Genomic DNA, 13,190 nt, shown 5'->3' on the forward strand with positions numbered 1-13,190 from the left:
CACAGAACAGGCTTTGGCCATCATCAAGCGCGGCGCGCAGTCACATTACTTCGCTACAGACATTCACCTCATTCAATCCTGACCGGCGCGGTGCGCATACGCGCCATCAACTGCAAACAATTCCCCATTCGGCGGGCTGGGACTGCCACTGCTGATTGGTCAACGTCGCCGATCGCTGTTATGTTCATCGTTGATCCGTGACGCGGTACATTCCATCTGCCGGCTAGGGAATGGGATGCGAAAAGTTGGAGCTCGAACGCGCGCACGCTTCAGCGCTGGGTTATCGACGACAGGCGGTACGCGCGGATGGCTGGCGCACGGCCCGGCTGCCGCAGCCATACAACAAGCTTAGGAAAGCAGAACGACAGCGGGTTTCGAAGGTGGCGCAATAGCGCCGAGTTTACCAGCACCCTGCCGCGGCTGATTGAGGCGAGCCTGCCCTCACGGGCGGACATACGAACGCGAAGTTGGGGAATTTTGACGTACCTTATGATGACGGCTCGCTGGCCGAACAGCTTGGAACGGTCCAACCTTCTGCTCCGGGGTATGCCTATAGCGCCGCTACCGCAGGTGTCTGGTCGAATGTCGAACGTTGACGTTGAAATGCCATCAGAGGACATTATTCACGATAGAAAGTACAAGAGCCCGAGCTGTGCCAAAGACGCGGGCTCATCTGCGAAGGCGATCGGATGATCATCGGTAATTTGACGCAGCATCGCGGTGCGTTCGTGACCTCGTCTCGACTGTTCGGCCCAGTACGCTGTATAAGCGAAACTCACTCCGACCCGTTTGGCGATGCGGTTGACCAGTTATTGTGTTCTTCGAAGGTATAACCAGTTGGACGTACAGTTCGGATCACATTGTTGACCGCGATTATCTTCAGCTCTCTCCTGAGGCGACAAATATGGGCATCGACGGTCCGCGCGTCGACAAAGACGTTGCTCGGCCACGCTGCTCCAATAAGGTCGTCACGGCGGCAGATGTTGCCACGGTTCTCCATGAGATGCCGCAACAGATTGAACTCGATTTGACGTAGAGGAATGTGCTTTCCGTTGCAGCGCACGCTGCGGCTACCGAACTGGACTTCAAGGTCGCCGCAAGTGAGCGACTGGCCTTTCTGGCGACTTTCGGAACGCGACCACGCCATCGACAGGCGCGAACGCAGATATGAGATTAATTTGGCCGGTGCGAAGGGGCGCACGAAGGTCTCATCGACTCCTGTTTTTAGCAACTCAAGGTGCTGGCGCTCAGCGCCAGGCGCGATGACGGCAATGATGGAGAGAGCACTGGTCTGCTCCGCAACCTTGAAGCGCGTACAAATCGCCGGCCCCTTGGTGCTAGTGGGCTGACAGTCGATAATGACTGCTTTAGGCGCCCGGGAAGCAGTCTTTTCCACTGCTTCCTGTGCGCTGCCAGCAAGTTCGCAAAGGAAGCCTTCCGCCCCTAAAATATGGCTGAACATCATGTAGAACTCGACATCCTCGGAACAAATTAGGGCCATTGGCTTCGTCAGCATGGCTGCTGCGGTCTGGAACTGATGCTGATCGCGTTGATGCGCCGGCACCGGAGCGATTGATTCATCAACGTAGTTGCAGGCAAATCGTTGCTCGGTAGCGTCCGCCGCGGCGAAAAAACTGCGGTGTGCACGGTGTCGAAGTTCTGACATAAGGATTTCCTTCCCGGCTCTTGGCGAGCTGGAATGAGCGGCGATTTGGCTGGTATAGGCTTGTGCCCGCTGCAATGGGATTCAAAAATCGTGCCCAACAGCGGTCAAAAGTGTGAACTGCGGGTGAAAAGCAACGACGACGTCACATCGCGGAAACGTTCAACGCACAGTGAAGGAGGACGCCTTCTGGACCTGTCGCGCGCTGCAGCCGCGACATTTCGAATGCTACGTCGTAGATCCGGCGACGTTCCAGTCGAGCGCCACAAACGACGCGCGGCTCGATGCGATCAGGCTCGTCATCAACCTGCGCGCCTGGCCGTATGGCGAACGCAATCGCGCGCAAGTAGGTCGCGTACCGTCGCCACAGGACAAGGCATCTTGGCGTCTATTGTGCGATCAAGGTCAACTGCAAAAGGTGCGGCAGCATCGCGACCGCATGAGAAAGCTGCTGATAACCTTTGGCTGCTGGAACGAAGTCGACCATAAGGCGTTCGCCGACGCGATCGACTCGAAAGCGGTGCGGTCATCATCTATCACGACGGCGCAGCCCTACCAGCGTAGCTGCGCCAATGGCTGTTACGTGAGACAGAACGGCTCGCACTGGCTGAGCGCCAACTCGCCGCGCTCGATGCCACCTTGCAGGAGCGCCTGCCAGTGCCGGTGCGTGAGTCCTTGGTGAGATACGCGAGATCGAGGGTGAGCAGATGGAATCGACCCAACCGGTTGACGGCAGCTTCAAGAGCCAGTTTGCGACGCGCGAACTGGAGCTGCTGCACGAGGCCGACGATAAGTGCGACTTGCCCCCGCTGGGCGGTCCGATCGGGATCAAATCGGCGCCGCTGCGCAGCCAGCCGTCGCCAGACCTGCGCCCTGAACGCTATCGGGTGGGGCGTCGAAGCAGAAGTTCTCCAGCGTCTTGCCTGGCATTATAATTTGGCCTCAGTGAGATGATCTTCGATGCGGCGTCGATCGCGCTCGGCGAGTTCAAGTTCGACCAGCGTCATAAGCAGGCGCGCCGCTAATCGGCCCTTCGGAACGCTCGGCGAGACTCGACCAGATATATTTGATGCCGTAGTGAGCGTGCAGCGTTCAGTAGCGAGTGGGTCAGATCGCGATCGCGAGGCGCGAGACGGTTCGGACAACCCGAGGCGACCGGGATTGAGAACCGGACTGAAGGCGACGTCACGCATCTTCCAGATACAGGGTGCGTCAAGCGAGTATGCGCCGCTCAAGCGTGCGGCGCACGGTGTGCGGCAGGTATGGATGGCGCCCGAGCATACGGCGTCGAGTTACATGAGCTCGTCCGCGTGCAACGTTCACCCCGCCCACCGATGTTGACATCGACGACAGATTCTAACTAATCATTCGTTACTCGCCCTCGGAGGGCAACGCCTGCGGGGCAGGGTAGACTGTTTAACTCAACCTTGCGCCGCCGTCCGGCGTCGGATCTACGCCGCCGCTAACAACTAGCCTTCAAAGTCGAAAACCCTCGTTTATTTAATTTCACGGAGAGGTTGGATTCAAAGCAGAATCGAGCACTTCGTGTCACGGAGCCGACAAATCCAACATTGTTGACGCTCGAGCTGGCCGAATCCATCTCTCGCAGAGTCTGATAGGCGGATGTCACGCATGCTGGAAGGAGTTGAGATGTGCGTAATCCCGTGTCCCCCGTGTCCTGGCTTTGCCAGAGCCGGTTAAAGTTAAAGGCCATCAGATAGTATTGGACGAAGCCCCTGTATGGGCTGGCGAAACTCGATGAACAGGTTGCGCAGACCGAGCGCAGTGTGCGGGAGTGGAAGAAACAAGATCCAGCGGTCAGGGCCATCAGAGAAATCCTAGGCGTAGGACTGCTTACAGCAACAGCAGCCGTTGCGATGATGGGTGATCCGAACGCATTCGCCTCGGACAGAGAATTCGCGGCGGGCCTCGTACCCAGGCAGACGGGCTCAGGTCGCAAGGTGAACCTGCACTGTGGCGCGACAATCTGGATGAGACGCGCGACAATCGGCTTGAGAATGTCGCGGCAGGAATGATGATGCCGATGTTGATTGACGCTGGCGAGCGGGGGTCGCGCGACAATCAAGATGAGGACTTCAGTCGTTGAGGATTACTGTGTAACGCGTGACGCCGCAGGTATTCTGGTCGCGCGACAATCAGGATAAGAATGTGGTGGCGAGGGTAATGACGCCGGTGTTGATTGACGCCGGCGAGCTTGGCCTGCCAGCCGCGCGTCAATCTGGATGAGAACAGCGCGTCAGTCGGTGAAGTCGATGCCGTAACGCGTGACGATGGCTTTGAGCACGCGCTTTACGCTCTCGCGTTTGATCTCGATGAGCATCGTCGAAGTGCAGCTCGCTTCTATTGCAGCCAGTGCGTCGCCGAGCAGGGCAAGCAACGTAACGCGTGACGCCAGGACTTCCTCACCAATGGCGTCTGTCACGGACCGTTTGCGCCGCAAGCGATACGCACGTTGCCGTTGCGCTCCAGTGAGCGCGCGGGGCGTCGGCATCGAACTGCCGGATGCGTCGTCACGCGTTACACCCGTGAACTGCGAATTACCCGTCATTGTTGATCCTCCTGTTTTGGCGGCACGCCGACGTTCTTTGGTGTCGCTCGACTGGCCGGGCGTCCCGGACCCTGCTGCTTGCGCTCCAGGGCGGTACGGCGACGGTAGCTATCGACATTCAGCTCGAAGATGGTCGAGTGATGGACCAGCCGATCGACGGCGGCCACCGTCATGGCCCGGTCGGGGAAGACCTTCTCCCATTCGCCGAACGGCTGGTTTAATGCGGGGTCTATTTTTACGCGAGCCCCCTTTCTCGAAGGCCCGCCCGTCCTCAGGTTTGACGCTTTCTTCTGTGCATAATAGTTGACGCTGTCAACGAGGCAATCAGTGCATCGGTCGCTTTAAAACGCCCTGACCGCAGTGTCGGAGGCGTGACTGCCTCGAGCGCCTCCAGTTTCACAGAGGGATCCGCTCGGGTGTAGATTTCAGTCGTTTGCATGTGCGTGTGTCCAAGCCAAAGAGAAACCTTACGCGGATCTTTAATTGCCTCCAGGATACGAAGCGCGCAAGTGTGTCGCAACAAATGCGGAGAGGCGCGCCGGCCTTTCAATGAGGGGCAACGGCTAGCGGCGGCCCGCGCATGCTTATGCAGGATGTACTCGAAACCGGAGCGAGTCATGGGCTCGCCATGGGCATTCAGAAACAGCTCAGGAAACGGTGCGAGGCCTCGGACTGCCATCCATGGACGTAAGGCTGATGTCGTTTCCCTCCAGAGCGGCAGGCAGCGCTCGGGGCGTCCCTTGCTGTGAACGAGAACGCTCGGGTATGGTCGAAGTTGTATGTCGTCAAGCCGCAGTCCGACGAGTTCCGAGACGCGTAGTCCTGCAGCGAAACGTAGATGCAGCATTGCACGATCGCGAATGCCTTCGCGATGATTAGGCACAGGGGCGTCCAGGATACACTGCATCTCGTCAATGGTGAGATGCTTGACGAGACGTGCGTCCGCTTTCTTTGACGGAACCGCCAGAACTCGGCGGATGTGATCGAGCGCCGCTGGGACATGATATTCCATAAAGTACATGAATGACTTGATGGCTGCGAGGCGAGCGTTTCTTGAACTCGGGCCCATTGTGCCGCTCTGTTTCCAGATAGTTCAGAAATCCAACGATCAGATCAGAATCAAGCTGCTCCAGATGCAATTGCGATGGCGGAACCTTTAAACGTCGGCTGGCATATGTAAAGAGCAACTTGAATGCGTAGGCGTAGGAGGTCGCAGGTGTTGATACTGGCGCGACGTTCGACGGGAAGGCGTTGCTGGAGAAACGCCGTGATATGAGGTGCGATTAGAGTCATGACTGTACTCCGGCTACGAGGGTCTCACAACGATCTGCGATGTCCCGCATGAGGGACGGGGTTGCGTCCAGATACCAGTAGGTCGAAAAAATCGTGCTGTGTCCGAGATAAGTGGAAAGTGCCAGCATGTGTTTCGCGATGCGATCACGACCATCCGGAGAGCGTTCCAGTGCTCTCACTGCAAACGTATGGCGAAACGAGTGAGGCGTCGGTCGCGACAGCCCTGCTTGCGGGGAAGCCAATTCGGGCGGCTACAGTTTGGAATGCGCTGTCGACAGCGTCGATAAGCAGGGGCTTTCTGCGCAAGGAGATGAAGACGTGATCATCGAACGGGGCATAGGGACGTCGTATCTCTAGATAGTTCGCCAGACCCACTCGAGCCGCATCGTGCAGTTGGCACGATACGGCTCCGATGGAACTTGGAACATCGAATAACAAGGCCGTCCTCTGTAATGTCATCGAATCGCAAACGAATGGCTTCCGACACTCGAAGACCCGTGCAGGCGAGCAGCGCGAACAGCGTGCTGTAAGTCCGTCGCCGCAACGAGCGATAACCTGACTGGGCTGCCTCCTCGACAAGACGCCGGATCTCGTCTTCGGAAAAAATATAAGGAACCGGACGCGGCGCTTTCTCGCGGCCAAATACCGGCAGTGGTATTTCGTGGCGCTCGTCATCGGCCCGGGCGTGCCGGGAGAAGCGAATTACTGCGCCGAGCCTGCGGGCACGCTGAAAGACCGATTCAGCCAGTCCGGCCCATTCGATGGCGCTTGCTGCACAAACGTAGCGTTCGCCGCGCGCGTCCGCGAAGGCAGCGAAGGTCCGCAGGAGATCACCCTCAGACTTGATCGCAAATCCGCAAGTACGACGTAACGTCAGATACGACTCCACGGCTTCAGATAACATGGCTGTGCCTCCGGCCAGGGTTGGGCAATCTCGTCAACTAATGTTGCGCGCAACATTACTCGACATGTACTAAACCGCTGACGCGGTACGGGGAGGAGAGCGAGAGCCAACGGCTGACGTTCGTTGGTGGTGGTGAGCTGGCGCACGATCCCAACGACGGGACGCAGACACCTCCGGGAGCAGTATGTGGATGCCAACCGGGCATCACCACTGTATCCAGGAGGTTCCCCATGACCCCACTGCGTCAACGGATGTTGCACGACATGCAGATCCGTAATCTAGCCGAGAACACACAGAAGTCCTATCTGTTGCAGATTTCAAGTTTCGCCCGGAACTTCTGTCGCTCGCCGGAACTGCTGGGCCCCGAGGAGATACGAACCTGGCTCGTCTATCTTCGGGAAGAGCGCAAACTGGCGCCCGCCAGTCTCGGCCCGACGATCGGCGCACTGCGCTTCCTTTACCGCGCGACGCTCAAGCGCGACTGGAGTGACGAGGACTTTCCGTTGCCCAGGAAACCGGTGAGACTTACCGGTCATCCTGAGTCCCGGTGAGGTTACCACTTTCTTCAACGCCATCCCCAGCCTGAAGCAGCGAACCATTCTGATGCTCGCCTATGCCCTGGCCTGCGCGTGTCGGAGGTGATCCATCTGAAGGTCACGGATATCGATAGCAAGCGGATGGTCATCCGCGTGAACCAGGGCAAGAACCGTAAATGTTCGCGAGGACATTTACGGCCAAATGTTTTGCCGAAACTCATGTTGTGAATCCGCCGAAGTGTGCCGTGAACGCTGCTTTTGCCTTGCATTGACAACACATAACTTTTGGTCGTTGACTGGAGGAGCATCTCATGTTCCGACGGAGGTTCGACCATGTTTGACCAACTTTTCAAGCGTGCGTCAGCGGTAGCCCGTCACTCGACGGCGCCTTTTGCCGAAGAACGGATTCGCTATCTGAATTACTGCGTGCATCGGGGTGACTCTTATTGGTCAGTACGACGTAAAGCCCATGACCTGCTTTGGATCGCACAAAGGCTCCAGCACCGTAATAACCTGCGTGTCACTGTCGATCAAGTACGATCACTCGTTGTCGGTCGCATCGATCGCGAGCGCGCAAGTGGTCCTCGGCTCGACTTACCCACTACACGAAGGAGGTTGATCGCCAACGCCTGCACATGGCTCCGATTCCTCGGCAGCCTGCGTGAACCTATCGAACACATACCGTTCGGCTCGCGGCTGGACGAATATGCCGACTGGGCAAGGCAGGAGCGCGGACTCAGCGACGCCACGATTGACCGATTCGGCCGAAACGTCAGGCAGTTCTTGAAGTGGTACGGTCCCCTCGGTCGACCACTATCGCGCGTTCAGGCCACGGATATCGATGGCTACCTTGCTTTCGGGAGGGACCGCGGGTGGTCGCGCGTTACCGTGAGCAATACGGTGGACGCCCTGCGGGCGTTCTTTCGCTTCGGTGGCCAGCAAGGGTGGTGCGAGGCGCATCTGGCAAACGCCATTCCGAGGCCCCGGATTTATGCATTGGAGGGATTGCCAACGGGACCATCGTGGCCAGATGTACAACGGCTTCTCGCCACTTTGAATACACTTCGTCCCGCCGACGTACGTGACAGAGCGATCCTGATGCTGTTTGCGACTTATGCATTGCGTGAGAGCGAAGTGGCGAATCTTCGCCTCGAGGATATCGATTGGCAGCATGATCAACTGAATATCCATCGCGCAAAAAGGGGTAAGGCGCAGGTATACCCGCTTCTGCCTTCAGTCGGCAACGCCATTGTTCGCTATCTGCGATCAGTCCGCCGGAATGACAAACATCGAGAGGTATTCCTGACTCTCGTGTCGCCGTTTCGTCCGCTTTCGCTGAGCGGTCTCTACGACATAGTCTCCTACAGACTGAAGTCGTTGAATATCCAGTCCTCCCACTACGGCCCACACTGTTTGAGGCATGCATGCGGAACCCGGTTGGTTACAGAAGGGTTGACCCTCAAGGAGATTGGCGATCATCTTGGACATCGCCGCACCGCGTCGACCCGCACGTACGCGAAGGTTAATCTGCCCGGTTTGCGTGAAGTGGCGGCCTTCGATTTGGGAGAGCTGGCATGAGACTTCAAGAACTCGTCGAGACCTACATCGCGTTCAAGGCTTCATTGGGTATGCGCTATCGATCACAATCCGCCGTACTCCGTGCCTATTGCCGCGCCATGGGTGATATAGACATCGAGGACGTCAGGCCAGGCGCAGTCCTGGCATTTATCACCGGCACTGGACCGGTAACCAATCGCTGGTTGGAATGCTACAGGGTCGTGGATGGCCTCTACCGTTATGCAATTGGACGCGGTTTTGCGAAGAGGTCTCCGCTTCCTGCGGATACCCCGAGGCATCCACCGTCGTTTGTCCCATACATATATACAGTTGATGAGCTAAAGCGGTTAGTGGCTGCAACTGAAATACTGCAAACACAGTTGTCTCCAATGTTGGCTCAAACCATGCGTAGCTTGCCCCTGCTTCTTTATGGGACGGGAATGCGCATTGGCGAGGCGCTATCGATCACCCTGCGGGATGTCGACTTGACGAGCAACACGATAACGGTTCGAGATGCTAAGTTCTTTAAGACCCGCGTGATTCCCATCGGCCCACGGTTGGCAACCGTTTTGAGCGAATATCTGTCACGTCGTCGTCAGCTCCCCATGCCAGATGGTGACAACTCAGCGTTTCTTGCTACGCGTACTGGCCTTCACCTGAATTACAAGCGTGTGAATAAGCTGTTTTGCCGGCTTCGCCGAGCTGCACAGATTCAGCGCGAGTCTACGGCGCGTTATCAGCCTCGTATTCACGACATCCGACACGCCAGCGCGGTTCATCGGGTCATCGCGTGGTATCGCGTCGGCGCCGAGGTACAACGCCTGTTGCCGCAATTGGCCACTTACCTGGGGCATGTTGACTTGAGGTCCACGCAGCAGTACCTCAGCATGACGCCAGAACTGCTGCGGGAAGCCAGTTTGCGCTTTGATCGCTACGCGCAATCGGAGGTGTGAGATGCGTGACAATAACTCGATTGGACCATGGATACGCAGGTTCCTCCTGGAACACGTCGCCACAGAGCGCAATCTCGCGCGCAATACCCAACTCAGTTATCGCGATACGCTGGTCCTTCTGCTTCCGTTCCTGAGCAAGGCACTGGGGAAGCCAGTCGATCGCCTTTCGATCGATGATCTCTCGCCAGCCAGTGTGCGCTCGTTTTTGCGGTATCTGGAGAAGGAACGTCGCTGCAGCGGCGCCACGCGCAATCTGCGTCTGGCGACGATCCATTCGCTTGCGAAGTTCATCGGTATGCATAGCCCGGAGCATGTGGCGTGGTGTGCAGCATTACGTGGCGTTCCTTTCAAGAAGACCGCGTCATCAACTCTGACGTACCTCGACAAGCCGGAAATGGAGGCATTACTGCACACGCCTGACTTGCAAACGGCATTGGGAATGCGGGACCACGCCTTGTTGCTGTTCCTCTATAACACTGGAGCGAGAGCTGACGAGGCTGCTCATCTGTCATTGAACGATATCAAATGGGGAACCTCTCCTGCGGTACGCCTGGTCGGCAAGGGTAAGATGCGCTGGTGCCCCATCTGGCCTCGAACCGCGGACGTTCTAAAGCCGCTTGTTGCCGGACGCGCGTGCGGAGAATTCGTGTTTCTTAACCGGCTCAATCAACCGCTGACACGGTTTGGTATCTATGCCGTCGTGCGTCGAACGGTTGCCCAAGCTAGTCAGACTTTGCCGTCGCTGATGTCAAAGACCATCAGCCCCCATTGCCTGAGACACACCTGTGCCGTCCATTTGCTTCGTTCGGGCGTGGACATCAACACCATTCGGGCATGGTTAGGGCATGTCTCCTTGGATACCACCCATATCTATGCGGAGGTCGACCTGAAAATGAAGGCTAAAGCGCTTGCCCTGTGCGATCTACCGAAGGAGACGAGGACCAGGCCTTGGCATACTGATGCTGGCCTCATGAGTTTCCTGAAAGCCCTCTGACGATCGATAAGCAGACGAAATTAATGTTGCCGCGTATCGAAAGCGGGTACCGCCAGAATGGCATTCCAATCTTCGCGGCAACATAAGTTTCGGCAAAACATTTAACCGTAAGGATCGCTACGTGATGCTCTCGCCACGGCTGCTTGAGATCCTCCGGACGTACTGGCTCGACGCTCATCCTCGCGACTGGCTGTTTCCCGGCGATATTCCAGGCAGACCCATTTCTCGCGATGCGGTCGAACTGGCATGTCGCCTCGCCCGTCAGCGCAGCGGCATCCAGAAGCCAATAACGCCGCATTCCTTGAGACACGCGTTCGCGACGCATCTGCTGGAAACCGGTACTGATATGCGCAGGATCCAGCTGCTGATGGGACATCGCGCCCTCTCGACCACGGCTCGCTATCTGGAACTCGCGACCGGCACCGTGTGTGCCACCGCGAGTCCCTTCGATCTGCTGCCGCACCCCGCATCCACTTCATCCCCACCTACGCCTGAGTACTTCTGAAGACCCCGCGATGCCTCTGGCGCTCGAGGTGGCGGACGTCTTCTGCCGCTGCGGCCCTCAGTACCGGCAAACCCATGCCGACGGGATCAGTCGTGTCCAGCGGCGCGTGATGAGCGCCATCGAGCTGCGTCGCACCGCCGCGCTCGGCGGACATGTCGAGCAGTGCGATGCATGCGGCCATCAGCGCATCGCCTACGACTCATGTCTTATGGGGAGTCCTGGCTAACAGGGAGTCCGAAAGCATGTTCGGAGCCCCAGACCGAACAATTCTGTGTTTTTGCTCCCCATTAAAACGCGCCCCTCCGTTGCTATCGTGGTCTGGCTTTCACGGGCAATCATCACAGGAGGACGTGATGCTAGACACATACCCGGTAGCACCCAAGACTTTGAGGCGCCTGCGTACGGGACCGGTCGGCGCCTTCATTGACGGCTTTGCTGATGCGCTGGAGCGGGACGGATATTCAGCGGCCAGCGCCGAGCGGTACATACGTGCCGCCGATCATCTGGGCCGCTTCATGCTGATGAGTGGCAGACCTCTGGCTGAGGTAGGTCCGCAGATGTTGGAAATCTTCCGTCGACATCTTCCGACGTGCAGTTGTCCAGATGCAAAGGGCGGCAAAGCAAACCACCATGTTTACTTCGGAGCGAAGCGCTTTCGTGAGTACCTGATCAGGATCGGTGTCTGTCAGGCAGGGAAACCCGCAACGGCCGAGATTTGCGAACCTAACATCGTCAGCGGTTTCCGGCAGTGGATGCAAAAGCACCGGGGCGCAAAGCCGGCGACACTTCGGCTGTACTGTCGCGATGCCACGACAATGCTCGAGTTACTTGGGCACGATGTCGGCGGATGGGATCCGAAGCGCGTGCGGACGTTCCTGCTGGACAGTGTTGGCAAGTGCAGTGTCAGTACGGTCGAAAAGCGGGTCACCAGCGCGCGGGCCTTCCTGCGTTATCTGGGTGTTCACGGCCTGTGTCGGGCCGGTCTCGACCAAGCGGTTCCCGCACTAGCGCATTGGCGCCTGTCGACACTCCCGCAGTGTCTTGCGCCTGACGATGTTGACCGTCTAATAGCCGCTTGCGATGGCCATTCACTTCGAACACTTCGCGACCGCGCGATCATTCTGTTGCTCGTGCGACTCGGGGTGCGTGCGGGCGACCTAGCAAACCTTCGAATGAGAGACATTGAGTGGGAAACCGGGACGCTGCGGGTCTCGGGTAAGGGTCGTTATGAAGTTCGACTCCCGCTGCCCCAAGACGCTGGTGAGGCACTCCTGCGCTATCTCGAATCCCGATCCCGAGTGACAGGAGATGACCGCGTCTTCGTACGCAACATTGCTCCCTTCAAGCCGTTTGTTTCGGGCGATGCCATTTCCTCGGTAGTGAAACGCGCGCTCAAGCGGGCCAAGGTGAGTTCACCCGCCAAGGGCGCACATCTGCTGCGACACACAGCGGCGACCGAGATGTTGCGTCACGGTCTTCCCCTCGAGCAGATCGGCATGATTCTCAGGCACCGCGGTATCGACACGACGGCCTATTACGCCAGGATTGACTTTGCACTGCTCAGGCGAATCGCCCAGCCTTGGCCGGAGGTGATGAAATGATGTCCGCCGTGGAGTCCTATCTCGCTGCGTGTCGGGCCGCGGGATTCAAGATGTCGAACGTGGAATACCTGCTGCGCAGCTTCGCGCGCTTCGCCGTCAATCGTGGTGAAACGCACGTCCGCGCACAGACTGCTATCGACTGGGCAACTGAGGCTGCATCGGTAGCCCAGCGTGACGCGCGGCTGAAGACCGTATGCAGGTTCGCGCGGTACCTGTTCATAGAGGATCAGAACCATGAGTTGCCGCCGGTGCGGTACTTCGCCTACCGAAAGACCCGGCGGGCTCCGTACATTTATACACGGACCGACATTGAACAACTGATCGACGCTGCGCTGAAACTCGAGCCCACCAACGCACTGCGTCCACAGACATATGCTTCGTTGATCGCTCTGCTGTCCGCCACTGGTCTGCGCGTATCGGAAGCCCTGAATCTACGGTCTGCCGACATTACGCCGGAGGGACTCGTCATTCGAAAGAGCAAATTCCAGAACTATGCCGCATTTGAGGCAATGCCGATCAGGCTGGAACTGGACCACGAATATGCCAGCAGTGAGCCCAGAGGGACGATGTTAACGAGTCGTCCGGCTCGGCATAGTTTAGATGCCTAAAGACCTT

13 protein-coding genes and 3 pseudogenes are annotated in these 13,190 nt (G+C 57.8%); 10 read left to right on the plus strand and 6 right to left on the minus strand.

Annotated elements, in window-relative coordinates:
* Positions 1-269: 269 nt before the first annotated feature.
* Both AB4Y32_RS29065 and AB4Y32_RS29070 read right to left on the minus strand, forming a co-directional pair.
* On the minus strand, positions 270-530 hold the full coding sequence (locus AB4Y32_RS29065) for a hypothetical protein (RefSeq protein ID WP_368724627.1): 261 nt from the start codon (positions 528-530) through the stop codon (positions 270-272).
* Positions 531-775: 245 nt separating this feature from the next.
* Positions 776-1,666, minus strand: a complete 891-nt coding sequence (locus tag AB4Y32_RS29070; protein WP_368724628.1) for a response regulator transcription factor — start codon at positions 1,664-1,666, stop codon at positions 776-778.
* A gap of 704 nt (positions 1,667-2,370) precedes the next feature.
* On the opposite strand from AB4Y32_RS29070, the gene AB4Y32_RS29075 reads away from it, so the two are divergent.
* Positions 2,371-2,598: a hypothetical protein gene (locus tag AB4Y32_RS29075; protein WP_368724629.1), complete on the plus strand. Its 228-nt coding sequence runs from the start codon at positions 2,371-2,373 to the stop codon at positions 2,596-2,598.
* 807 nt (positions 2,599-3,405) lie between these two features.
* Positions 3,406-3,636, plus strand: a pseudogene (locus AB4Y32_RS29080) (transposase); the annotation flags it as partial.
* A gap of 284 nt (positions 3,637-3,920) precedes the next feature.
* Here AB4Y32_RS29080 and AB4Y32_RS29085 read toward each other — a convergent pair.
* From AB4Y32_RS29085 to AB4Y32_RS29100, 4 genes and pseudogenes are all read right to left on the minus strand, one after another.
* Positions 3,921-4,232 carry a hypothetical protein gene (locus tag AB4Y32_RS29085; protein WP_368724630.1) on the minus strand — a complete coding sequence of 104 codons (312 nt, stop codon included), beginning with the start codon at positions 4,230-4,232 and terminating at the stop codon, positions 3,921-3,923.
* Positions 4,229-4,450 (minus strand): annotated as a pseudogene (locus tag AB4Y32_RS29090) (ATP-binding protein); the annotation flags it as partial. The gene AB4Y32_RS29085 and the pseudogene AB4Y32_RS29090, both read right to left, overlap by 4 nt.
* Positions 4,451-4,503: 53 nt before the next feature.
* On the minus strand, positions 4,504-5,253 hold the full coding sequence (locus tag AB4Y32_RS29095) for a tyrosine-type recombinase/integrase (protein ID WP_368724631.1): 750 nt from the start codon (positions 5,251-5,253) through the stop codon (positions 4,504-4,506).
* Between the two features lie 594 nt (positions 5,254-5,847).
* Positions 5,848-6,429 carry a tyrosine-type recombinase/integrase gene (locus AB4Y32_RS29100; RefSeq protein ID WP_368724632.1) on the minus strand — a complete coding sequence of 194 codons (582 nt, stop codon included), beginning with the start codon at positions 6,427-6,429 and terminating at the stop codon, positions 5,848-5,850.
* Positions 6,430-6,659: 230 nt separating this feature from the next.
* On the opposite strand from AB4Y32_RS29100, the gene AB4Y32_RS29105 reads away from it, so the two are divergent.
* The 8 genes and pseudogenes from AB4Y32_RS29105 to AB4Y32_RS29140 all read left to right on the plus strand — a co-directional run bounded on the left by AB4Y32_RS29105 (position 6,660) and on the right by AB4Y32_RS29140 (position 13,183).
* On the plus strand, positions 6,660-6,980 hold the full coding sequence (locus tag AB4Y32_RS29105) for a site-specific integrase (protein ID WP_368724633.1): 321 nt from the start codon (positions 6,660-6,662) through the stop codon (positions 6,978-6,980).
* A 318-nt stretch (positions 6,981-7,298) separates the two neighbouring features.
* A complete protein-coding gene (locus AB4Y32_RS29110) occupies positions 7,299-8,543 on the plus strand; it encodes a tyrosine-type recombinase/integrase (protein WP_368724634.1) in 1,245 nt (414 codons plus the stop codon).
* A complete protein-coding gene (locus AB4Y32_RS29115; RefSeq protein WP_368724635.1) occupies positions 8,540-9,475 on the plus strand; it encodes a tyrosine-type recombinase/integrase in 936 nt (311 codons plus the stop codon). The genes AB4Y32_RS29110 and AB4Y32_RS29115 overlap by 4 nt, the downstream gene beginning before the upstream one ends.
* 1 nt (position 9,476) lies before the next feature.
* On the plus strand, positions 9,477-10,469 hold the full coding sequence (locus AB4Y32_RS29120; protein WP_342936728.1) for a tyrosine-type recombinase/integrase: 993 nt from the start codon (positions 9,477-9,479) through the stop codon (positions 10,467-10,469).
* Positions 10,470-10,551: 82 nt separating this feature from the next.
* Positions 10,552-10,974 (plus strand): tyrosine-type recombinase/integrase, encoded by a 423-nt coding sequence (locus AB4Y32_RS29125; RefSeq protein ID WP_368724640.1) that lies wholly within the window; start codon positions 10,552-10,554, stop codon positions 10,972-10,974.
* A gap of 10 nt (positions 10,975-10,984) precedes the next feature.
* A pseudogene (locus AB4Y32_RS29130) lies at positions 10,985-11,179 on the plus strand (transposase zinc-binding domain-containing protein); the annotation flags it as partial.
* A gap of 148 nt (positions 11,180-11,327) precedes the next feature.
* Positions 11,328-12,575 (plus strand): tyrosine-type recombinase/integrase, encoded by a 1,248-nt coding sequence (locus AB4Y32_RS29135; protein ID WP_368724636.1) that lies wholly within the window; start codon positions 11,328-11,330, stop codon positions 12,573-12,575.
* A complete protein-coding gene (locus AB4Y32_RS29140) occupies positions 12,572-13,183 on the plus strand; it encodes a hypothetical protein (protein WP_368724637.1) in 612 nt (203 codons plus the stop codon). The genes AB4Y32_RS29135 and AB4Y32_RS29140 overlap by 4 nt, the downstream gene beginning before the upstream one ends.
* Positions 13,184-13,190 lie beyond the last annotated feature (7 nt).

Source organism: Paraburkholderia phymatum (assembly GCF_040965635.1).
GTDB classification, from domain to species: domain Bacteria; phylum Pseudomonadota; class Gammaproteobacteria; order Burkholderiales; family Burkholderiaceae; genus Paraburkholderia; species Paraburkholderia phymatum_B.

Coding starts and splice junctions, on each gene's coding strand:
- AB4Y32_RS29070 (WP_368724628.1), bottom strand. CDS start 1,666: ATGTCAGAACTTCGACACCGTGCACACCGCAGTTTTTTCGCCGCGGCG.
- AB4Y32_RS29075 (WP_368724629.1), top strand. CDS start 2,371: ATGGAATCGACCCAACCGGTTGACGGCAGCTTCAAGAGCCAGTTTGCG.
- AB4Y32_RS29085 (WP_368724630.1), bottom strand. CDS start 4,232: ATGACGGGTAATTCGCAGTTCACGGGTGTAACGCGTGACGACGCATCC.
- AB4Y32_RS29095 (WP_368724631.1), bottom strand. CDS start 5,253: ATGTACTTTATGGAATATCATGTCCCAGCGGCGCTCGATCACATCCGC.
- AB4Y32_RS29100 (WP_368724632.1), bottom strand. CDS start 6,429: ATGTTATCTGAAGCCGTGGAGTCGTATCTGACGTTACGTCGTACTTGC.
- AB4Y32_RS29105 (WP_368724633.1), top strand. CDS start 6,660: ATGACCCCACTGCGTCAACGGATGTTGCACGACATGCAGATCCGTAAT.
- AB4Y32_RS29110 (WP_368724634.1), top strand. CDS start 7,299: ATGTTTGACCAACTTTTCAAGCGTGCGTCAGCGGTAGCCCGTCACTCG.
- AB4Y32_RS29115 (WP_368724635.1), top strand. CDS start 8,540: ATGAGACTTCAAGAACTCGTCGAGACCTACATCGCGTTCAAGGCTTCA.
- AB4Y32_RS29120 (WP_342936728.1), top strand. CDS start 9,477: ATGCGTGACAATAACTCGATTGGACCATGGATACGCAGGTTCCTCCTG.
- AB4Y32_RS29135 (WP_368724636.1), top strand. CDS start 11,328: ATGCTAGACACATACCCGGTAGCACCCAAGACTTTGAGGCGCCTGCGT.
- AB4Y32_RS29140 (WP_368724637.1), top strand. CDS start 12,572: ATGATGTCCGCCGTGGAGTCCTATCTCGCTGCGTGTCGGGCCGCGGGA.